The sequence below is a fragment of the Pseudoalteromonas sp. MM1 genome (genome assembly GCF_030296835.1).
Lineage (GTDB): Bacteria > Pseudomonadota > Gammaproteobacteria > Enterobacterales > Alteromonadaceae > Pseudoalteromonas.
Window position 1 is genome coordinate 2,236,986 of record NZ_AP027922.1, and the last position, 23,400, is coordinate 2,260,385.

Below are 23,400 nucleotides of genomic sequence, written 5' to 3' on the forward strand. Positions count from 1 at the left end.
TTTTATAAACAGTGACTAATTAAGCGTCTGCTTCTTTAGATACCATAACCATTGCAGGGCGTAATAAACGACCATTTAATGTGTAGCCTTTTTGCATTACTGCAAGTACTGTGTTTGGTGAAACATCGTTACTTGGCTGGATAGACATTGCTTGGTGGAATTCTGGATTAAATTGCTCACCTTGTGGGTTAACAATTTCAACGCCAAACTTTGCAACCGCATCGTTAAAGCTTTTAACTGTCATATCAATACCTTCAAGCAATGGCTTTAAGGTTTCGTTTTCTTTATCAGAAAACTCAATAGCGCGCTCTAGGTTATCGATTACTGGTAGTAGTTCGTTAGCAAACTTCTCCAGTGCAAATTTATGTGCTTTTTCTACATCTTGTGCTGCGCGACGACGAATATTGTCAACGTCGGCTGCTGCACGTACTACACTGTCTTTTTGATCTGCGATGGTTTGTTTTGCAGCTTCAAGCTCTGCGTATAGCATCGCAATTTCAGCTTCAGGGCTTTGCTCTTGGTCTGCTTCGTGTTGCTCTGCAGCTTCTACTGCTGCTTCAACATCTGCTTCCATTTGAGCTACTTCTTCGTTTAGTTCTACTTCTTGCTCTGGGTTTTGTGTCTGCTCAGACATAAAATACGTGCTCCAATTCTTTACAACTGCGGTAATTATGGGGGTTGAATAAAAAGATTCAAGAGTTAGATGGCTCTAATAATTTAAATTCTTGGATTAATTGTTCAATTTGCGCCGATTTAGGGCAAATTACGCAAAAGCGGCTTTGATACTCTTGGTTTTGAAAGTACGGCACACTAATTACTATCAGCTCATTACACTCTGTGAAGGGTAAATTTTCAGTGTTTAAAACTGATACACCATTTTTAAATGCGAGTTTATCTTCAACAAAGTTTAAAAATGAAACACCAATATTTAAGCTTTGTTCGCAGTCTATTTTTTTATATAAATAGTTTTCGCCCACTACAATGCTGTTATCTGATCCTAATTTTTGACTAAGCTGGCGCGTCCATTGTGTGAGTGAATCATGACAATTACGCGGTGCGGTATTTGCCATAGCTTGCATGCGGTACAAACCTTCCATTAAGGTTTGTTGGCTAAATACCGTGTTTAACCAAGTCGCAAATTGATAACGTACGGCATCTGAAGAATCATCAGGTTTGTTGATACAAATGTTATGGCTTTGTCCTGCTCTGTCTATAAGTAGTACCAGCCAATCTTTAGAATCAAACTCTAGCACTTCTACTCTAAACACTTGCTGCGAGCTTGCTTGGGGTAAGCCTACACAACAACATACTTGATACTTTTTACTTAAGCCATGGGCCAGCTCTACAAGTTGTGCTTGCTCTGGTTGCCAGTAATTAGCTATGTCAGCTAGCGGAAAAAATTCATCAAACCAATAATCAAACCCTTGGTTTGTTGGTACACGACCTGCCGATGTATGAGGGGAATATAACAAGCCTACTTTTTCAAGTCGTGCCATCGCATTTCGAACAGTGGCAGAACACACTGCCATGCCTTTTTGCTTGGCTATTTTTGTTGATGGAACGGGTAACCCTTCACCATTACAATAAAGGCTCATTACTGCTGAAAAAATTTGTTGATCTCGCGGGTTTATATTCATGTTATCTACATCTTGTTGCATGAAAGAGATATCGGGGCAGTTAAAATAAATTCAAGCCTAAAGCACGCTTTAAGTGAATATGTTGCTGCATGCATTACAGCAAAATACTGCTACCGCTATTTTTAAACATTAAATACAAAAGTTAAACCTGTGATTGAATTTGTTAGACCAACAAACAGTACTTACCTTTATAATATGCAGGCTTAATTGAATCATTATCATATTGGTAATTCTGTGTTTTCAAACACTTCTATTTTGAGTTACCCTACAAAAATATTATCTCTTTTAACTGCAGCCGTTATGCATTCACCGTTTAAAATTATTGGCCTTATAGGTAAACCAAACCACCCTAAAGCTGCGGCTACGTTACAGCGTTTACATACTTTTTTATCGGCACTTGGCTTTACTGTGATTGTAGAAAAGCGCACCGGCGGGCAATTATCTGACGTCCCTGAAGCTCATCAAGTTGACCTTGTTAGCTTAGGCGAGCAAGCCGACTTGGCTATTGTTGTAGGGGGTGATGGCAATATGCTTGGTGCAGCACGGGTTTTGGCACGCTTTGATGTAGCAGTAATAGGCGTAAACAGAGGTAACTTAGGGTTTTTAACCGATTTAAACCCAGAAGGCTTTGAAGGTAGCTTAGAGCAAGTATTAAGCGGCGAATATTTAGAGGAAAAACGCTTTTTGCTTGAAGTAGAAGTATATCGCCATGGTGAACTGAAAAGCGCAAATTCAGCCGTTAACGAAGCCGTGCTACATGCAGACAAAGTTGCCCACATGATCGAGTTTGAAGCTTTTATCAATAACGACTTTGTGTTTTCTCAGCGCTCTGATGGTTTAATTGTATCAACCCCTACTGGCTCTACAGCTTATTCTTTGTCCGGTGGCGGGCCCATTTTAACGCCTGAGCTAAATGCCATATCGTTAGTGCCAATGTTTCCGCATACATTATCGAGCAGACCCTTAGTTGTTGATGCCGATAACGAGGTGCGCTTAAAGTTAAGCCTTGAGAACACCGACAGCTTACAAGTAAGTTGCGACAGCCATGTAGTGCTTGCCGTTTTACCTGGGGATGAAGTGGTTATTAAAAAAGCCGACAGAAAACTGCGCTTAATTCACCCAAAAAACTACTCTTACTACAACGTTTTACGTACTAAACTTAATTGGGGCAGCCGTTTATACTAATTTTATTGCCATGTGTAGTGCTTTAGCGCAAAATACAAAACAAATAAAAATTAATTAAACTAGGAATATCTAGCAATGACGTATGTTGTTATCTTTGCTTTGTTATTACTTATCACTTTGCTTGGCGCTTATATTAGGGTTGAAAACAACAGAAAAAAAGCCTTAGAAACCAAGAAAAAACAATTTAACGAACGTGTTGCTCAAGTGAACACTCGCCTAAAAGCTAAACTTAATAGCTTATTAGAAGCCAAAATAATAAGACCTAAATATGTAGCGCAAATTCAGGCAATTGTGACCAATTTTTTTGTGGTTCAGCCTCATACTGATGAAAACCTTCAACATTTAGAAGATGTTAGCGACAGCCTAGTGAGCACGCTTTCGATTGAGTTTCAAAAAGCACTGCAAAGTGAAAACGCCCAAGCACTACAAGATAATATACAGTACTTTGTGAGTGAGTTACCCCAGCAAGGCATACTCTATAATAAGGCGTTTTATCACGAAATTTTACCCTCATTAATAGTACAAATTAAAACTGATACACCGGTAAACCCAAGTGAAAGCCTTGAAAACACTGACGAACCCCCTTCTGATGAAAGTACTGATGCGGATACGCAGTTTTCTCAAAATACCAGTGTTGCTTAAAAAGTAAAAAATTAATTTGCAAAAAACCTAAACACTGTATAAATTAACAGTTAATTCACTGGATGGATGAACAGTATGTTAATTGGTTTAGAAATTAAAAATTTTGCAATTGTAAGTAACTTAAGCACTGAATGGCACAGCGGTATGACGGCGATAACGGGTGAAACCGGCGCAGGTAAATCGATTGCCATTGATGCACTTTCTCTGTGTTTAGGCGAGCGTGCTGAAGCATCGGCGGTTCGCCCTGGCACTGATAAAGCAGAAGTGTGCGCACAATTTGATTTAACTGCCCTTCCTCTTGCTAAAGCATTTTTAGAGCAACACATGCTAACAAGTAACGACAACGAATGCTTACTCAGACGCGTTGTATGTAAAAATGGCCGCAGTAAGAGCTATATTAATGGCAGCGCTGTTACTGCTGCCCAACTTAAAGAGCTAGGCCAGTATTTAATTTCTATACACGGACAGCATGCCCATCAGCACCTTTTAAAAGCTGAACACCAGTTGCAACTGCTTGATGCGTACGCAGGCCACAATCAGCTTGTAAAAGCGGTGAGTCAAAGCTTTAAATTATATGCAAACCTGCAAAAAGAATTTAAACAACTTGAGCAACAGCAATTACAACAAGCTGCTCAAAAACAATTACTCGAATACCAAGTTGCCGAATTAGACGAATTTGCCTTACAAGAGGGCGAGTTTGAACAAATAGAAGCCGAGCATTACAAGCTAAGTAATAGTCAAACCATTTTAGAAGCCTGTCAGCGTGAACTTCAACACCTTTACGAAAGTGATGAGCAAAATGCCTGTTCAATGCTTCAACACAGCGCTCAGCAGTTTGCCGAGCTTGCAAATTATGACGAAAGTTTAGCAAGTGTAGCCGCATTACTAGATGAAGCCGCAGTTCAAGTTGAAGAAGCAAGTAGAGAAGTAAGAAACTACGCAGAGCAAGCCGACTTAGACCCCGCTCGATTAACAGAAGTAGAAGCGCGCTTAAGTGGGGCAATGGACTTAGCCCGTAAGCATCATATAAAGCCTCAAGAGCTGGTTGAGTTTCACCAAGGTTTAGCACAAGAGCTTGAGTCAATTAGTAACAATAGCTCACGTTTGGCGCAATTAGACGATGAAATAAGCAATGCGCTAAGCGCGTATCAGCACGCCAGTGATCAGCTAAGTGAAAGTCGCCACAAATACGCTAATACATTAAATCAATTAATTAGTGAAAGTATGGCTAATTTATCGATGGAAAATGGAGTATTTGAAATTCAGCTTACCCAAGAAGCTGATCGCCAGCCTAACGCACTGGGTTTTGATAGTGTCTCGTTTTTGGTCTCTACTAATCCTGGGCAACCATTACAACCTTTAGCCAAAGTAGCATCGGGCGGTGAGCTTTCGCGTATTAGCCTAGCCATACAGGTTATTATTGCCCAAAAAGTGACAACACCAACGCTTATATTTGACGAGGTGGATGTCGGCATATCAGGCCCAACCGCTTCCTCTGTTGGGAAGCTACTACGCCAACTAGGAAAATCAACACAGGTTATTTGTGTAACCCACTTACCACAAGTAGCGAGTAGTGCTCATCAGCAGTTTTTTGTAGCAAAAGAAATAGCACAAGGCGAAACCTTTACCCAAATGCTCAGCCTAAACAAAGACGGCCGTATTAATGAAATTGCACGCTTACTTGGTGGCGATAATATAAGTAAAACCGCTAAAGCAAATGCTAAAGAGCTTATTATGGCTCACGCCTAAGTTATACTTTTGCTGCAAAAGTGGAGAGACGTTTTAAATGCAAAGCATGCTGATAAATTTTTGCCATGTTATTGGGTGGCTACTTGTTGTTTTGAGCTTTTTGCTCATCGGTTTTAGTAAGTTTAAGCACGCAGAATTTAAGCTAAAACTTTTTAGCTTTTTAAAACTGATATTGGTTTATCAAGTAACGGTGAGTGTTTGGCAGTGGTTTATTATTGGCAACATAGTGGCTAATAACCAATGGTTACTTTTATTAGCACAAATACTTTGTAGTGTAATGTGCTATTTAAGTGTGCAGCGGCGAAAAAGTAAAAGTCGCCCCAACCTTGATAGTTTTTCTATGGATTAACTAACATAAGCGTTAAGAGCAAGTTCTATTTTTACCTTGCTCTTTTGCTTTGTATAAGCGTTCGTCGGCCAGCTTTATGTCTTGGGCTATGGTTGTATCTAACTGGCTTTGCACAAGCCCTATACTTAGAGTTAATACCACCGATTTTCCATTCATGCGCACTGGGTGTTTTTGTAATTCCGCATGAATTTTTTCTGCAATACTTTGCCCCTGCTCTTTGTTGCTGTGTGGTAATGCCATTAAAAATTCTTCACCGCCCCACCGAGAAGCAATACCTTGTTTTGGCATGCTCTTTTTTAAAATGGTGGCAAGTTGTGTTAACGCTTCATCACCAAAGTCGTGACCGAAGTTGTCATTAATTTTTTTGAAATTATCAACATCAGCTAACAAAACTACATACGGCTGCTTAGTTTTTTTATGAAGATGTTTAAGCTCGTCAAGCTCTTTCATCATAAAACGACGATTAGGTAAATCAGTTAGGTGATCGATTGTAGCAAGACGTTCATTTTTTTGACTCAGCGCAACTATTTTTTCATTGTATTTTTCGCGTGAACGCTCATAAAATCCACTTAATAACGCAACAATAATAAAAGAAATGACCACCCTAAGTGGAAGTTCCGCCGGTTGATAATCATAAATATTAAAGTTATCTGTAATAAAAAAACCAGCGATTACGGCACATAAAAAAACAACAATATCTACCGTTCCTTTTTTAAGGCCTCTAATGGAGTAAGTTACCGGGGATACGATAAATATCCAGATCGGTCCAGTCCCTTCAGCTCCACCTGAGATCACTAAATACAGCATTAAACAGTAAAGGTTATATAATATAGTGGTCGCTGATTTTTCGACTGCACGATAGAGACTAAATGCCCACGCATAAAACCCCGCAGAAACTAACAACATAATACCAAGCACTGTATTAGCATTAGATAATGCATTACACGCCATAACGAAGGTAGCTATAAATCCGATGGTCGAAAAAAAGCGAACAATTAGCTTTTTTTCTTTGTTGTCTGAGTATGCATTCATATTATTATTTTTTTCGAGCTAGCGGTAAAGGCTCATTATTTAGAAATATAAAAAAGAGGATAGAAACTAGTTTGTACTGAAATAGTATTTTAAGCAAGATTTACACGTTAATTATTAGTTAATAGTAACTGTTTAATACTTTTTTCATTTGAAAACAGTAAAAAAAAAGCAAGCCAATTGGCTTGCTTTTATTAAATTTTAAAACTTAACGAGGTAATTAAACCTCTAAATAATCCATAATACCTTCAGCAGCGTTACGCCCTTCAAAAATAGCCGTTACAACTAAATCAGAGCCTCGCACAATATCGCCACCAGCAAATATTTTTGGGTTAGTTGTTTGATGAGTAAATTCACCTTGCTCTGGTGCGTTAATGCCGCCCCAATGGTTAATTTCTACATCGTACTTTTCTAGCCAGTCCATTTTGTGTGGCTTAAAGCCAAACGCCATAATAACTTGGTCTGCTTCAATTACATGCTCAGAGCCTGGTACTACTTCTGCACGGCTACGGCCGTTTTCATCAGGCTCACCAAGTTGCGTTTTAACCATTTTAACGCCTGCAACATGGCCACTATCATCAAGTACAATACCCGTAGGCTGTACATTAAACGTAAAGTTTACACCTTCTTCTTTGGCGTTTTTAACTTCACGCTTAGAGCCTGGCATATTTTCTTCATCACGACGATAAGCACACGTTACTTTAGCTGCATTTTGGCGGATTGAAGTTCGTACACAGTCCATCGCGGTATCACCACCGCCAAGAACCACAACCTTTTGATTGGCCATATCAATGCACGCTTGGTTTTTTTCATCGTAACCCATAACGCGATTTGTGTTACCAATTAAAAATGGCAGTGCATCGTGTACGCCTGGCGCGTCTTCGTTTTCAAGACCAGCACGCATACTCTGATACGTACCTACACCTAAAAACACCGCGTCGTAGTCAGCTAAAATTTCGTCCATAGTGATATCTACACCCACTTCAACGTTTAGCTTAAATTCTACACCCATTTCGGTGAAAATTTCACGGCGCTTTTGCATTACTTCTTTTTCAAGTTTAAAAGAAGGGATACCAAAAGTAAGTAATCCACCAATTTCTGGATGACGGTCAAAAACCACTGGCTTTACACCGTTACGCACTAAAATATCGGCACACCCTAAACCAGCCGGACCCGCACCAATAATGGCCACTTTTTTATCCGTCCATGTCACGTATGACATATCTGGTTTCCAGCCCATTTTAAACGCGGTATCGGTAATATATTTTTCAATATTACCAATAGTTACTGCGCCAAACTCTTCATCAAGCGTACATGAACCTTCACACAGCCTGTCTTGTGGACATACGCGTCCACACACTTCAGGCAAGCTATTTGTACGATGAGAAAGCTCAGCCGCTTCTAAAATACGGCCAGTTCTAATTAATTTTAACCACTGTGGAATGTAATTATGCACTGGGCATTTCCATTCACAGTATGGGTTACCACAATCTAAACAGCGGTCAGCTTGTGAATTTACCTGATTCTCAGAAAAGGGTTCGTAAATTTCCACGAAAGATTTTTTACGCGACGAGATTGGTTTTTTACGCGGATCAACACGCTGCACGTCTATAAATTGATATACATTTTCGCTCATACTGCCCCCTTATTGCGCTTGAACACGAAGTTCTGCGCTACTGCGAGCGCGGTGCCCGAGTAAACTTTTTACGTCACTTGATTTTGGTTTAACTAGTTTGAACATAGGTAAGTACAGTTCAAAATTAGCTAAAATGGTTTCTGCTCTACATGAACCCGTAAGCTCTAAATGCTCAGCAATTAAGCCACGCAAATGCTCTTGGTGCGAACTTAAATCATCAAGTGTTACTACTTCTACAAGCTCTGGATTAATGCGTTTTTCAAAGTCATTTCGTTCATCTAAAATATAAGCAAAGCCACCTGTCATACCCGCGCCAAAGTTAACGCCTACATTACCCAGCACACATACTACGCCGCCAGTCATGTATTCACAGCCGTTATCACCTACGCCTTCAACAACGGCTTGCACGCCAGAGTTACGCACTGCAAAACGCTCACCAGCACAGCCTGCGGCAAATAACTTACCACCCGTAGCACCGTACAAACACGTGTTACCAGCAATAGTGGCTTTATGGCTTTCAAACGATGAGCCCAGTGGCGGGCGAATAACAAGCTTACCGCCAGCCATACCTTTACCCACGTAGTCGTTTGCATCGCCAATAAGCGTCATTTCAAGGCCACCAGCATTCCAAACACCAAATGATTGCCCTGCAGTACCATGTAGCTCAATTGCAACAGGATCAGCAGCCATACCTTGATTACCGTGTTTAGATGCAATGTAACCTGACAACATTGCCCCAACTGAGCGGTCTGTATTACATATGCGGCTTACTAGCGAAATACCCGATGAGGTATCAATCGCTTGTTGCGCTTTACCTAATAACGTTTCGTTAAGTTCACCTAAATAGTGCGAGCTATTTGGTGCGCTACAAAACAATGTCTCACCCGTTGGGTTATTAGGCTGAGCAATCACAGATGATAAATCTATTTTCTTTTGCTTCGCTGTTTTACCTTCAATTGCTTCAAGTAAATCTAAACGACCAATTAAGTCAGTTAGATTTGCAACACCTAAGCTTGCCATAATTTCACGTGCTTCTTGGGCAATAAACTTGAAGTAGTTCATCGCCATTTCTGGTAAGCCGTGGTAATGCTTTTGACGAAGTGTTTCATCTTGCGTTGCCACACCGGTCGCACAGTTATTTAAATGACAAATACGTAAGTATTTACAACCAAGCGCAACCATTGGGCCTGTACCAAAGCCAAAGCTTTCTGCACCTAAAATAGCCGCTTTAATAATGTCTAAACCTGTTTTTAAGCCACCATCTGTTTGCAAACGAATACGATGACGAAGACCATTTTCAACAAGCGCTTGCTGAGTTTCTGCAAGGCCAAGCTCCCAAGGACTACCTGCGTATTTAACTGACGTTAATGGGCTTGCACCGGTACCACCATCATAACCTGAGATGGTAATTAAGTCGGCATACGCTTTAGCTACACCTGTGGCAATTGTACCTACACCTGGCTCTGACACTAACTTCACCGATATCATCGCTTCTGGGTTTACTTGTTTTAAATCGAATATTAGCTGAGCTAAATCTTCAATCGAGTAAATATCGTGATGCGGTGGTGGTGATATTAGTGTTACACCCGGGACTGAATAACGAAGTTTAGCAATATAAGGCGTTACTTTTTCACCCGGTAATTGCCCACCTTCGCCTGGTTTAGCACCCTGCGCCACTTTAATTTGAATTACGTCGGCATTACGAAGGTAATGCGGCGTTACACCAAAGCGACCCGAGGCAACTTGTTTAATACGTGAGTTTTTCTCTGTGTTGTAGCGTAGCTTATCTTCACCACCTTCACCTGAATTTGAACACCCACCTAAGCGGTTCATCGCTATAGCTAACGCTTCGTGTGCCTCAGGAGAAAGTGCGCCAATACTCATCGCAGCTGAATCAAAACGTTTATATAGGTTTTCAGCCGGCTCAACATCATCGATACTAATGCCTTTTGCAGGTAACTTAAGCGCCAGCATATCGCGTAAAGTGGCAATTGGACGGTTATTAACTAAGTCGGCGTATGCACCATAGTCTTTATAATCACCAGAGCGCACGGCCTTTTGTAGCGTTTGAATAACATCTGGGTTGTAAGCGTGGTATTCCCCACCGTGAACATATTTTAATAAGCCGCCATGGCTCAGTAATTTACGCTTACTAAAAGCAAGTTTATGTAGCTTTTGCTGATCACCATCAAAGTCACTAAAACACGCGCCTTTAATACGACTTGCCACCCCTTTAAAGCACATTTCTACCATAGCATCAGATAGACCAACCGCTTCAAAAAGCATTGAACAACGATACGATGCAACCGTACTTATGCCCATTTTAGACATAATTTTGTACAAGCCTTTATTAATGGCTTTTCGGTACGAAAGCGTCACTTCGCAGTACGACTTATCAATCACTTTACTGTCGCTCATCGCAACCAGTGACTCGTAGGCAAGGTATGGATAAATCGCTGTTGCACCAAACCCAAGTAATACGGCAAATTGGTGTGCATCGCGTACGCTGCCCGTTTCAATAATAATATTAGACTCACAACGTAAGTTGTTATCTACTAAACGTTTTTGTACAGCACCTACCGCCATAGCAGCAGGAATCGGTAATTGGGTTTCGCTAAAGTTGCGGTCAGATAAGATAAGCATTACACAACCCGCAGCTGCTTTTTCTTGTGCAGCGTCGCAAATACGTGCAACCGCTTTTTCTAAACCTTCTTCTGCTGTGTACGTAATATCAATTTTACAGTAGCTGTAATGCTCGTCATCGGCATTGAGTAGCTGCTGCATGTCTGCATACATTAAAATTGGCGTATCAAACTGTAGGCGCTTAGCGTGGCCTGTGGTTTCATTAAATACGTTTTGCTCACTACCAATACACGTTGCCAGTGACATTACGTGGTTTTCACGCAGCGGGTCGATTGGCGGATTAGTCACTTGCGCAAACTTTTGGCGGAAGTAATCGTACAATGAACGATGCCCTTCGCTGAGTACTGCAAATGGTGTGTCATCACCCATTGAGCCTGTTGCTTCTTGGCCGTTTTCACCCATTACACGAATAACACTATCTAGCTCTTCATTAGTATAGCCAAACATTTTTTGGTACTTAGCAAGCGTTTCGTCATCAAACGAGCGATTACCCGCATCTTGCTCTGTAAGCTCTTCAAACGGGGTTAGGCGTTTAACGTTTTCTTCAAGCCATGATTTATAAGGATGACGCGATTTTAAATCTTGGTCGATTTCATCTGAGTGCCAGATTTTGCCAAGCTTTGTATCAATTACTAAAAGCTCACCTGGTCCTACACGGCCTTTTTCAACCACTTCATCTGCAGTGTAATCCCAAATCCCTACCTCAGAGGCAAGTGTAATAAAGCCATCTTGGGTAATAACATAGCGCGCTGGACGCAGGCCATTTCTATCAAGATTACAGGCTGCAAAGCGCCCATCAGACATAACAATGCCTGCAGGGCCATCCCACGGCTCCATGTGCATAGAGTTAAAGTCGTAAAATGCACGTAAATCATCATCCATTGCACGGTTTTTTTGCCATGCAGGTGGCACAAGCATGCGCATAGCACGGAATAAATCCATACCACCGGCTAAAAATAGCTCAAGCATGTTATCTAAGCTTGATGAGTCAGAGCCTGTTTCGTTTACAAACGGTGCTGCGCTTTGTAAATCAGGGATAAGTGGCGATGAAAACTTGTACGAACGGGCACGAGCCCATTGGCGATTACCTTCAATAGTATTAATTTCACCATTGTGCGCTAAATACCTAAATGGTTGTGCTAAAGGCCAACGCGGCTGAGTATTAGTAGAAAAACGCTGATGGAATACACAAATAGCGCTGGTCATACGAATATCAGCTAAGTCTAAATAAAAGTTAGGCAAATCTGCAGGCATCATAAGGCCTTTATAGATAGTTACTAACCCCGATAAACTCGCAATATAAAACGACTCATCCTCTGCTAAACGCTTTTCTGCACGACGACGTGCTACGTATAAACGGCGTTCTAAATCTTTAGAGCGCCAGCCTTCAGGCGCACTAACAAAAATCTGCTCAAAGCCAGGTAATTGCTGTGTAGCAATTGGCCCTAGCATTGAAGGGTCAGTAGGCACTTCACGCCAACCGAGTATTTTAAGTGTTTCTTGTTCTAATTCTTCACATAAAACCTGTTTTGCAGCTTGTGCTAAAACGGGATCTGAATTTAAGAAAACCATGCCTACGGCGTAATTTTTACCTAAGTGCCAATTATGCTCACTAGCAATAGCGCGGAAAAAACTGTCAGGTTTTTGTAGTAATAAACCACAGCCGTCACCTGTTTTACCATCGGCAGAAATACCACCGCGGTGCTGCATGCGATCAAGTCCAGTAATAGCTGTACGAATAAGCCGATGACTAGCCTGACCATTAACTTGGGCTATTAAGCCAAAGCCACAATTATCTTTTTCTAATGTTGAGTCGTATAACATAGACCCCTCCCTTGCTGCACTGTTAACGTGAATGAACTGCTCGACGATTTGCTAACAGACGCACAAAACTAGCCTCTATAGTAAATAGAGTCAATATTATTTTGAATACATATTCACATTCTTGAATATTTCTCACTTCAAGGCAAGATTTCTTTTTTACTCATAATTGTTAACAATTAGCGCTTATTTACGCGTTATTTTTTTATGACACTGGTGTCAATTTTAACACTTTGTAAAAACAAAGGCGTCAAAGCGATACCCTTTACGTAAACGTAAAGGTGGATTTAAATGAATAAATATTCATTAAACCCCTATGGATTCAGTTAACATTTAGATAGTTTAATGCGTTTTAAATAGATTAGAGGTTTAGGATCACGCTTTTTTTGCGTTCATTAGTATAGTTATTAATTACTATGTCATTTTTAGTGCAGATTGAGTGAATTTTTATTTAAAGTACATACTTTCATTAAAGCTTGCGCTTACATAAGCAGTTTTGTTGTTTACTGATAGTTACTGCGTGCATCTAAACAAGGAGCGAGGGAGCTGTTCAGCTGTTCAGCTGTTCAGCTGTTCAGCTGTTCAAGAAATTAAAACGTAATAAATAACACAGGTACAAAAAAACCACGTAAAACGTGGCTTTAATAGTTTAGCAAAGTAGTATTACTCTGCGTCAGCTTCTTTATATTTAGCTGCTGTTTCAGTGATCAGTGGTTGTAATTCACCACGTTGAAACATTTCAATAATAATGTCACAACCACCTACTAATTCGCCCTCAACCCAAAGCTGTGGGAAAGTAGGCCAATTTGCGTATGCTGGTAACTCAGCGCGAATATCTGGATTAAGTAAAATATCAACATAGGCAAATGGTTCGCCACACGACATTAGAGCTTGCGACGCTTGTGAAGAAAACCCACAATTAGGTAATTTTGGTGACCCTTTCATGTAAAGGATAATTGGATTTTCTGAAATCTGCTGTTTAATTTTATCAATGGTTTCCATCTACAACCTCAAAATGACGATAGCTTGATATACCTAGGGCTTGAAAATAAATCATTGTGGCCACAGATATATAACTTAAAATGGGCAAATAAAGCCGCAATTGAAATAGTCTTTAGCAATAGCATTGCTGTTTGCTTAAACTTGAGTAGAATACTCAACAATTATAGTAACACTATATTTTCGTTTGGTATAGGTAAGTGGTCTGTTCTATCAGGCATTACGTACTATCAAGCGAGTTATCAACCAAAAGAAAATGGAGATAAAAAATGGCATTTGAACTACCGTCACTACCTTATGCAATTGATGCACTTGAGCCTCATATTTCACAAGAAACTCTTGAGTATCACCACGGCAAGCACCACAACACTTACGTTGTTAAATTAAACGGTTTAATTCCAGGTACTGAGTTTGAAAACAAATCTTTAGAAGAGATTGTTTGTTCATCTGAAGGTGGCGTGTTTAATAACGCAGCACAAATTTGGAACCACACTTTCTACTGGAACAGCCTATCTCCAAATGGCGGCGGCGAGCCAACTGGTGCTATTGCTGACGCTATTAACGCTAAATGGGGCTCATTTGACGCGTTTAAAGATGCATTAAACGACAAAGCTGTTAATAACTTTGGTTCTAGCTGGACATGGTTAGTTAAGCTAGCTGACGGTACATTAGATATCGTAAACACGTCTAACGCAGCTACGCCGCTTACAGACGAAGGCGTTACACCAATCCTAACTGTGGATTTATGGGAACACGCTTACTACATTGATTACCGTAACGTTCGTCCTGATTACCTTAAAGGTTTTTGGGCGCTTGTTAACTGGGAATTCGCGAACGCTAACTTCGCTTAATTAGCCATTATACGCTGATTTAAAAAGACGCCTCGGCGTCTTTTTTTATGCCTTTATAAAATTATAACCGCCTTTATACGCGATAAATTGCTAATTTAGCCTCATGATCTTTTTTCACTTAAATTTTTAATTTTATTGCACAAAAATAGTAATCTCTGACTAAACTTTAAAAAGTAAGCACCTTTTTAAAGCGGGTTTCGGAGGTTATTATGACTATTTTTGAGCACTACCAAGCACGATACGAAGCAGCACAAGAAGAAGAATACAGCATTAGCGAATTTCTAGAAATTTGTAAAAATGACAAATCAGCTTATGCCAGCGCCCCTGAGCGTTTACTCATGGCAATAGGCGAGCCGCAAATGGTTGATACTGCAACCGATGCACGTTTAAGCCGGTTATTTTCTAATAGAGTGGTTGCACGCTACCCTGCCTTTGCAGATTTTTACGGCATGGAAGATGCCATAGAACAAATTGTCTCTTATTTAAAGCATGCGGCTCAAGGCCTAGAAGAATGTAAACAAGTTCTTTATTTACTCGGCCCTGTAGGGGGCGGTAAGTCATCTATTGCAGAAAAACTAAAGTATTTAATGCAACAAGTGCCTATTTATTCAATTAAAGGCTCTCCGGTAAACGATCACCCGCTCAGTTTGTTTGATCCAGTTGAAGATGCCAAAGTGCTTGAGCAAGAATACGGTATTAAACCCCGTTATTTAAAAACGATTATGTCGCCATGGGCTGGTAAACGATTAAAAGAATTTAACGGCGATATTAGCCAATTCAGAGTCGTTAAACGCTATCCCTCTATTTTAAACCAAATTGGTATTGCCAAAACCGAACCCGGTGATGAAAACAACCAAGATATTTCTGCATTAGTGGGCAAAGTAGATATTCGCCAGCTTGAGCATTTTGCACAAAATGACCCTGATGCTTACGCTTATTCGGGGTCATTATGCCTTGCAAACCAAGGGCTAATGGAATTTGTAGAGATGTTTAAAGCACCAATAAAAGTGCTACACCCTTTACTTACAGCCACACAAGAAGGTAATTACAACGGCACCGAAGGCATTAGCGCCCTTCCGTTTAATGGTATGATTTTAGCCCACTCAAATGAGTCAGAATGGCAAACATTTAAAAATAACAAAAACAACGAAGCGTTTTTAGATCGGGTTTATATTGTAAAGGTCCCTTATTGTTTGCGCGTCACCGAAGAAATAAAAATATACGATAAACTTATTCAACATAGTGAACTTGCCAGTGCGCCGTGTGCACCAGGTACGCTTAAAGCATTAGCACAGTTTACTACCTTATCTAGATTAAAAGAGCCTGAAAACTCTAGTATTTACTCAAAAATGCGGGTCTATGATGGTGAAACCCTAAAAGATACCGACCCTAAAGCAAAGTCTTATCAGGAGTACCGTGATTATGCAGGAGTAGATGAGGGTATGACCGGCCTTTCCACTCGTTTTGCTTTTAAGATTTTGTCGCGCGTATTTAATTTTGACACCACCGAGGTTGCAGCTAATCCAGTGCATTTATTTTATGTTTTGGAGCAACAAATAGAGCGTGAACAGTTTAGCGCCGAAGTAGAAGAGCGCTATTTAAGTTTTTTAAAAGGCTATTTAATTCCGCAATATGTTGAGTTTATTGGTAAAGAACTACAAACCGCGTATTTAGAGTCATACTCTGAATATGGCCAAAACATTTTTGACCGCTATGTGATTTATGCTGATTTTTGGATACAAGATCAAGAATACAGAGACCCAGATACAGGACAGTTATTTGACCGCGCCTCGTTAAATGCAGAACTAGAAAAAATAGAAAAGCCGGCCGGCATTTCTAATCCCAAAGATTTTAGGAACGAAATAGTTAACTTTGTATTACGTGCACGCGCTCACAATAATGGTAAAAACCCGTTATGGACAAGCTACGAAAAACTACGCACTGTGATTGAGAAAAAAATGTTCTCAAATACCGAAGATCTACTCCCTGTTATTTCCTTTAATACAAAAACCTCCGCTGAGGATCAACAAAAACACGAGGACTTTGTTAACCGCATGGTTGAAAAAGGCTACACGCAAAAACAAGTGCGTTTACTTTCTGAGTGGTATTTACGGGTTAGAAAATCGCAGTAACCTTCATGTAGTTTAGGGGGAACAGTATGGCGCATTTTATAGATAGACGCTTAAATGGTAAAAACAAAAGCACGCTTAATCGTCAGCGCTTTATTAGGCGCTATAAAAAACAAATAAAAGAAGCAGTGTCTGATGCGGTTAATAAACGCAGCGTTACCGATTCAAGTTCAGGGGAGAGTATATCTATCCCACAACAAGATATTAGCGAGCCCATTTTTCACCAAGGTAAAGGGGGCGACAGAGAACAAATTCACCCTGGCAATGATCAATTTTCAACAGGTGACAAAATTGAGCGCCCTAAAGGCGGCCAAGGTGGTGGCGTAGGCGATGGCGATGCAAGTGATTCAGGCGAAGGCCAGGACGACTTTGTGTTTTCTATTTCGAAAGATGAATACCTTGATTTACTCTTTGAAGACCTAGAGCTGCCCAACTTACAAGAAAATCAGCTAGATAAGCTTGTACAAATGAAAACGCACCGTGCTGGTTTTTGTAGCGATGGTATGCCCAGTAATATTGATATAGTACGCTCATTACAGGGCTCACTTGCCAGAAGAGTCGCCATGAGTGCGGGTAAAAAAAGGCGCCTAGCAGAGCTTGAAGGCCAACTTGCGATGGAGCGTGAGCAAGATGACTGCGACCAAGCCATCATTGCGTTATTACAAGAGGAAATTGAGCAACTTAAACAGCAAATAAAAGCCGTACCATTTATTGATAATTACGACTTACGCTTTCGCAACTACGAAAAGCGCCCCCACCCCACCAGCAAAGCCGTTATGTTTTGTATTATGGATGTATCAGGCTCAATGGATCAGGCCACAAAAGATATGGCAAAGCGTTTTTACATTTTGCTGTATCAATTTTTGACCCGAAGCTATAAAGACATTGAGGTGGTGTATATACGCCACCACACACAAGCTAAAGAGGTCGACGAACAAGAGTTTTTTTATTCTCAAGAAACTGGCGGCACTATTGTCTCCAGTGCCCTTAAATTAATGAACGAAATAATAAAAGAGCGCTATGATTCAGAGCAGTGGAATATATACGCAGCGCAAGCATCCGATGGCGATAACTGGGCAGACGATACTCCACACTGCGGTGAAATATTGCGTAATAAGCTACTTAATGCGGTACGCTACTTTGCCTATATAGAAATTACCACGCGTGCGCATCAAAGCTTGTGGCGCGAATACCAAAATATCACCCAAACCCATAGCAACTTTGCAATACAACATATTCAAAGTGTTGAAGACATTTACCCTATGTTTAGGGAGCTATTTAAAAAAAATCGTCAACAACAAGGGGCTGCTTAGCCTAAGCGAGGTTTACTATGAGCACTGAACGAATTAGCGATGGCCCAGACTGGACCTTTGAGCTGCTTGAGCAATACCAAACTGAAATAGCCCGTGTTGCAGCGCATTACCGGTTGGACACTTACCCTAACCAAATTGAGGTAATAACAGCTGAGCAAATGATGGATGCTTATTCAAGCGTAGGCATGCCTATAGGCTACAGCCATTGGTCATATGGTAAAAAATTCATTCAAACCGAACAAAATTATAAGCGTGGGCAAATGGGGCTGGCTTACGAAATTGTGATTAATTCAAACCCCTGTATTGCTTATTTGATGGAAGAAAACACACTCCCTATGCAGGCACTGGTTATGGCGCATGCCTGTTATGGCCATAACTCATTTTTTAAAGGAAACTACTTATTTAAAACATGGACTGATGCTGACTCCATCATAGATTACTTAGTATTTGCTAAAAATTACATTAGTCGCTGCGAAGAAAAATACGGTATAACACAAGTAGAAAGTTTAATTGATTCGTGTCACGCATTAATGAATTACGGCGTAGATAGATATAAACGCCCACAGCAAATATCCCTTTTTGAAGAACAAAAACGTCAAAAAGAGCGTGAAGACTACATGCAGTCTCAAGTAAACGAGCTATGGCGCACTATCCCCGCTCAACAGCAAGAAGCTAAAAAGCATGAAAGGCATTTCCCGCAAGAGCCACAAGAAAACATTTTATACTTTATTGAGAAAAATGCGCCTTTATTAGAGTCTTGGCAACGAGAAATAATACGTATTGTGCGAAAGATATCGCAATATTTTTATCCGCAAAAACAAACCCAAGTGATGAACGAAGGCTGGGCGACTTTTTGGCACTACACCATTTTGAACCATTTGTATGATGAAGGTAAATTAACCGACTCCTTCATGATGGAGTTTTTGCAAAGCCATACCAATGTGGTTTACCAGCCACCTTATAACAGCAATTACTATTCAGGTATAAACCCGTATGCATTGGGCTTTAATATGATGGTGGATATTCGCCGTATTTGCGAAAACCCAACAGATGAGGATAGACGCTGGTTTCCTGAGTATGCGGGGACTGATTGGCTAGACACACTGCATTTTGCGATGGAAAACTTTAAAGATGAAAGCTTCATAAGCCAGTTTTTATCACCTAAGTTGATTCGTGATTTTAAGTTATTTACTATTGTCGATCACAGCCGTAATCCACATTTAGAGGTAGGCGCAATACATGATGATAGCGGTTATCAGGCTGTACGCGAAGCACTTTCAGCGCAATATAATTTGAGTAATCACGAACCTAACATTCAAGTGTATAATGTTGATATTAGAGGCGACCGTTCTTTAACGTTGCGTTATGTTCCTCACAATAACATCCCCCTTGCTGACTCGCATAAAGAAGTGCTAAAACACCTATACAGGTTATGGGGATTCAAGGTTCAATTACAACAAGAGGCAAGTACAGGCGATGTTTCTACTCTTTGCCAATGCCCAGCAGATGATACTCGCCATACTACAGAGTAAATAAAACGGCTGATAAAAATGGCACTTTAACCAAGCCCTTGTTAAGTATTTACTACCAAGGCGTACGGCGCAATTAGCTGTACAGATGGTTACTTAAATTTAGGACTAATATTAGCGCTGCCTTAATTTTAACAGCGCATAAAAAATGACGCTTATGCGTCATTTTTTATATCCTCAAAATCGGTTACTCTGTTACGCCCATGCTCTTTTGAGTGATACAAGGCTTTGTCAGCGGCTTCAATCCACCGCTCATGTTTTGCAAAGTCAGGGCTATTTCCTGCAAAGCCAACACTTACGGTCATCTCTATTTTTATGTTTTTATAAACAAAAGGGTTGGCTTCAATTAATGCTCTTATGCGCTCAGCAAATATTGCTGCGCCTTGCTTGTCGGTATCAAGTAAAGTAACAACAAACTCCTCCCCACCATAACGCCCTGCTATATCGGTTTCTCGAAGTGTCGTTCGAAGCAGCTCTGAAAGATGGCGTAATGCTTCATCGCCACAGCTATGGCCATGCTCATCATTAATTTTTTTAAAGTGGTCAATATCAAACATCAATAATGTACTGCTGCCACCGCTGCGCTTAACACGTAAAAACTCTTGGTGCAGTGTACTTTCCCAATGCCCTCGGTTAAATAGTTGCGTTAAGCTGTCGGTTTGGCTTACTTGCTCTAAACGCTTATTTAAATCTTCTAATTCTTTTTTATTGACCGCCACATCGGTAACATCATAAATAATAATACAAATATGACTTACCTCGCCCAATGTGTTGGTAAGTGGAATAAAGGTCGCATTTTGGTACATGTAATCCGCTTTACCGGTAATGGGACGATAGTTTTTAAAACGAAAGATGTAAGGTTGCTGCTCCCAGATGGTAAAAGAGCGGTTTTTAAGTACAAATACAGACTCTGATTTACTTCTAAACCATTTTTCATCAATTGAAGGGAATAAATCAAATAGGTCTTTGTCTTTTACAGCACTTGGTAATAGCCCAGAATGGTTTTCCATAAAGCCATTCCACACACACACTTTATAATTTCTATCCAGTACAACCAGGCCCACATCAACCGTGTTAAACATATCCATTAACCAATGGATCTCATTCATTTCTAAATCAGCGGCCATAACTTAGTCTTCTAATAGGTAAGCAACTTTGTATTTCAAAGTTTTGAGTGAATCTTCGGTAAATAACAGCATAAGATCGCAGTTAATATCGTGGTTTTCGATACCGTAGCTTATTTCTATCGCTAAGGTTCTTTGCCAACGAGATTTATTTGATTTAACCAATTCAGATACATCGCGATGTTGACCAAGTACAATGGGATGACCTTGGCTAAAAGACATATCTAGCTGTTTAGAAAGCCCCGTTAAAATTGAGCCTATTAAAATATTACTAATATCCATTAGTAGCTCAAGCTCAACTTTGTCGTTCAGCTCACCGTCGTACTTCATCAGTGACGCAATTTCTTTAAAGCTTGAGTCGTTTAGTAAAAGTAATGCCTCGCCCGATACGCCACCGCCAATAAAGCCTTGGCAAACCCCTGAGGTGGCAGCATTATTGTCGATTGACTGCAATGCCATATCCAGCTCATTAACTTCAAGCACATTCACATTCGGAATTGGCAACTCTACAAACACATTTAAAAGCCGAGCAAGCAAATCGCCAGCTTGGCCCATAGCAACATTTGTAAGCTCTTGGTATATATCGCGTACATCTGGGTCTACTTGCTCTCCTAAAGAGTGGGCAAGACGCTCACGCATGGCTTTATCTTTAATGCCATGATGTTCGATAATATCGGCAAGTTTTTCTGGTGAGCAAGGTTTTTGGATAAAATCAATGGCACCTAATTCAAGTACGCGTTGGTGCGCATTTGGCTGAATATCGCCAGATACCACCACGGTTAGAATATTAAGGCCTTGCTCTTTCATGGCCATAAGAACTTCGTAACCGTCCATTTCAGGCATATTTAAATCAAGAAAAAGGATTTCGGGCTCGATTATTTTTAGTTTTTTGATGCAATCAACACCATCTTGAGCAAACTCTACTTTAATATCCCAGTCATCTGGTAAAGAGCGAGCTAGCTGGCGCCTCGCTAATTTTGAGTCGTCACATATTAATACGGATGTTGACATACTATCTCTCTATTATTTAACCCAATGATGTCAATAGGCCTTATGACTTTATTAAAGATACATTTTGTAACTATATGTTAATAAAAGTTCTTACAGTTTACAATTTATATATCACAGAACTTATTGTTACTTTTACAGTGATATTTAATCGCTTGGTCAGTGATATTGAGTATAATACACTCAAACCTATTGCGTTAATTTAAAAGGAAATAACCTATGGTACGCTCTCTTATTTTTGCATTAAGCACACTGGCTTTGAGCTCAGTTGGCTATGCATCACAGCTCCAAGAAAACACACTTGATGCAGGTAAAGTCTCTGCTCAAGGTAAACCTGTTACTCTATTAGGTAAAGGTGTAAGTGTAGGTGATAACGCGCCAGACTTTAAAGTAGTTGATGGAGGCTTTACGCCCGTAAACCTTGATGATTATAAAGGGCAAGCTGTATTAATCAGCGTAGTGCCGAGTTTAGATACTGGCATTTGTAGTTTACAAACTAAGCATTTTAACGAAAAAGTCGCAACGCAATTTCCTGCTATCGCAATACTGACCATCAGTGCCGATTTACCTTTTGCTCAAAAACGCTTTTGTAATGCTGAGAACATCGACAAAGTAACCGCCCTTTCTGACTCTGTATGGCGAGACTTTGGCCAAAAATATGGCTTAATAATAAAAGATATGGGGCTACTAACCCGCGCTGTGCTTATTTTAGATAAAAGCCATACAGTGATATACAAACAACTCGTGTCTAATTTATCTACCGAGCCAAACTACGACCCAGTAATAGAAAAGCTAAAAACGTTGTAGGTAACAGGGCGTGTAGATAGCTAGGCAAAAAATTTGCTTTTAGTTGTTCTCGGCAATTGCGCCTGCATTGCTCTACCTTCTGCATCCATGCAGTCGTAAATAAGAGTTTTTTAACGCAGGTAGCGACACGTTTGGCCTCGCCAACATGATTAAGTATTATTGCTGATTGGTATTAAAAGCTAATAAATACAAAAAACCGCCCGAGGGCGGTTTTTTAATACCTTAGCTGTGTTTAGATTATATTAACCTAATAACTCTGCTAGTTGCTGGCTTACTGTTTCAACAGCTTGCGTACCATCAAGCTTATGGTACTGCGTGTTGCCTGCGTTTGCTTCGGCTTGGTAATAATCAACCAATGGCATTGTTTGCTCATGGTAAATACCTAAACGTTTACGTACTGTTTCTTCCGTGTCATCTGCACGAATAATAAGCTCTTCGCCTGTTTCATCGTCTTTACCTTCCACTTTTGGTGGGTTGTAAACTACGTGGTAAACGCGACCAGAGCCAGGGTGTACACGACGCCCGCCCATACGCTCAACAATTACCTCATCAGCAACGTCAAACTCAATAACATGGTCAACCACAACGCCATTTTCTTTCATTGCATCAGCTTGTGGAATGGTGCGTGGGAAGCCGTCAAGTAAAAAGCCTTGCTCACAATCTGGCTTAGCAATACGCTCTTTTACTAAACCTATGATGATATCGTCAGAAATTAACTGACCAGCGTCCATTACTTTTTTAGCTTCTAAACCAAGTGGTGTACCTTCTTTAATGGCTGCACGAAGCATATCACCGGTAGAAATTTGTGGAATACCGTATTTGTCCATTAAAAACTGAGCTTGAGTACCTTTACCAGCACCTGGCGCGCCCAAAAGAATAATGCGCATATCATTGTCCCCTAGTATGGATAGTTATTTTAAAGCCTGAATTCTTCCACAAGCGCTGCAGA

18 protein-coding genes are annotated in these 23,400 nt (G+C 40.4%); 9 read left to right on the top strand and 9 right to left on the bottom strand.

The annotated features are described in order from the left end of the window. Positions 1–19 precede the first annotated feature (19 nt). Together grpE and QUE46_RS10140 are read right to left on the bottom strand one after the other, a co-directional pair. Entirely contained in the window at positions 20–634 is a 615-nt protein-coding gene (gene grpE / locus QUE46_RS10135) for a nucleotide exchange factor GrpE (protein ID WP_286244691.1), read from the bottom strand. 58 nt (positions 635–692) lie between these two features. Next, on the bottom strand, positions 693–1,658 hold the full coding sequence (locus QUE46_RS10140) for an HrcA family transcriptional regulator (protein WP_286244692.1): 966 nt from the start codon (positions 1,656–1,658) through the stop codon (positions 693–695). Between the two features lie 279 nt (positions 1,659–1,937). On the opposite strand from QUE46_RS10140, the gene nadK reads away from it, so the two are divergent. The 4 genes from nadK (at position 1,938) to QUE46_RS10160 (ending at position 5,562) form a co-directional block, all read left to right on the top strand. Then, on the top strand, positions 1,938–2,822 hold the full coding sequence (gene nadK, locus QUE46_RS10145) for an NAD(+) kinase (protein ID WP_286244693.1): 885 nt from the start codon (positions 1,938–1,940) through the stop codon (positions 2,820–2,822). 75 nt (positions 2,823–2,897) lie between these two features. Continuing rightward, positions 2,898–3,464, top strand: coding sequence for a hypothetical protein (locus tag QUE46_RS10150; RefSeq protein ID WP_286244694.1), 567 nt, complete (start codon positions 2,898–2,900; stop codon positions 3,462–3,464). A 75-nt stretch (positions 3,465–3,539) separates the two neighbouring features. Continuing rightward, positions 3,540–5,213 carry a DNA repair protein RecN gene (gene recN, locus QUE46_RS10155; RefSeq protein WP_286244695.1) on the top strand — a complete coding sequence of 558 codons (1,674 nt, stop codon included), beginning with the start codon at positions 3,540–3,542 and terminating at the stop codon, positions 5,211–5,213. A 37-nt stretch (positions 5,214–5,250) separates the two neighbouring features. Next, complete coding sequence (locus QUE46_RS10160; protein WP_286244696.1) at positions 5,251–5,562, top strand: hypothetical protein; 312 nt, start codon at positions 5,251–5,253, stop codon at positions 5,560–5,562. 12 nt (positions 5,563–5,574) lie between these two features. Here QUE46_RS10160 and QUE46_RS10165 read toward each other — a convergent pair whose 3' ends face one another. The 4 genes from QUE46_RS10165 to QUE46_RS10180 form a co-directional block, all read right to left on the bottom strand. Continuing rightward, positions 5,575–6,594, bottom strand: a complete 1,020-nt coding sequence (locus QUE46_RS10165) for a GGDEF domain-containing protein (protein ID WP_286244697.1) — start codon at positions 6,592–6,594, stop codon at positions 5,575–5,577. Positions 6,595–6,811: 217 nt separating this feature from the next. Next, a complete protein-coding gene (locus QUE46_RS10170; protein ID WP_286244698.1) occupies positions 6,812–8,227 on the bottom strand; it encodes an FAD-dependent oxidoreductase in 1,416 nt (471 codons plus the stop codon). Between the two features lie 9 nt (positions 8,228–8,236). Next, complete coding sequence (gene gltB / locus QUE46_RS10175; RefSeq protein ID WP_286244699.1) at positions 8,237–12,694, bottom strand: glutamate synthase large subunit; 4,458 nt, start codon at positions 12,692–12,694, stop codon at positions 8,237–8,239. A gap of 660 nt (positions 12,695–13,354) precedes the next feature. Further along, positions 13,355–13,693 carry a Grx4 family monothiol glutaredoxin gene (locus tag QUE46_RS10180; protein ID WP_004588110.1) on the bottom strand — a complete coding sequence of 113 codons (339 nt, stop codon included), beginning with the start codon at positions 13,691–13,693 and terminating at the stop codon, positions 13,355–13,357. 266 nt (positions 13,694–13,959) lie between these two features. Between QUE46_RS10180 and QUE46_RS10185 the strand changes: the two genes are divergently transcribed. The 4 genes from QUE46_RS10185 to QUE46_RS10200 all read left to right on the top strand — a co-directional run bounded on the left by QUE46_RS10185 (position 13,960) and on the right by QUE46_RS10200 (position 19,515). Further along, complete coding sequence (locus tag QUE46_RS10185; RefSeq protein WP_286244700.1) at positions 13,960–14,541, top strand: superoxide dismutase; 582 nt, start codon at positions 13,960–13,962, stop codon at positions 14,539–14,541. Positions 14,542–14,750: 209 nt separating this feature from the next. Then, complete coding sequence (locus tag QUE46_RS10190) at positions 14,751–16,673, top strand: PrkA family serine protein kinase (RefSeq protein ID WP_286244701.1); 1,923 nt, start codon at positions 14,751–14,753, stop codon at positions 16,671–16,673. 26 nt (positions 16,674–16,699) lie between these two features. Next, positions 16,700–17,983: a YeaH/YhbH family protein gene (locus QUE46_RS10195; protein WP_286244702.1), complete on the top strand. Its 1,284-nt coding sequence runs from the start codon at positions 16,700–16,702 to the stop codon at positions 17,981–17,983. 17 nt (positions 17,984–18,000) lie between these two features. After that, positions 18,001–19,515, top strand: coding sequence for a SpoVR family protein (locus tag QUE46_RS10200; RefSeq protein WP_286244703.1), 1,515 nt, complete (start codon positions 18,001–18,003; stop codon positions 19,513–19,515). A gap of 152 nt (positions 19,516–19,667) precedes the next feature. On the opposite strand, the gene QUE46_RS10205 is transcribed toward QUE46_RS10200, so the two are convergent. Then, entirely contained in the window at positions 19,668–20,639 is a 972-nt protein-coding gene (locus QUE46_RS10205) for a diguanylate cyclase (protein ID WP_286244704.1), read from the bottom strand. A 3-nt stretch (positions 20,640–20,642) separates the two neighbouring features. After that, positions 20,643–21,647 carry a response regulator gene (locus QUE46_RS10210; protein WP_286244705.1) on the bottom strand — a complete coding sequence of 335 codons (1,005 nt, stop codon included), beginning with the start codon at positions 21,645–21,647 and terminating at the stop codon, positions 20,643–20,645. A gap of 216 nt (positions 21,648–21,863) precedes the next feature. Here QUE46_RS10210 and tpx point away from each other — a divergent pair, with 216 nt between their 5' ends. Beyond that, on the top strand, positions 21,864–22,451 hold the full coding sequence (tpx, locus tag QUE46_RS10215; RefSeq protein WP_286244706.1) for a thiol peroxidase: 588 nt from the start codon (positions 21,864–21,866) through the stop codon (positions 22,449–22,451). Positions 22,452–22,693: 242 nt separating this feature from the next. Here tpx and adk read toward each other — a convergent pair whose 3' ends face one another. Further along, complete coding sequence (gene adk / locus QUE46_RS10220) at positions 22,694–23,338, bottom strand: adenylate kinase (protein WP_286244707.1); 645 nt, start codon at positions 23,336–23,338, stop codon at positions 22,694–22,696. Positions 23,339–23,400: the final 62 nt, after the last annotated feature.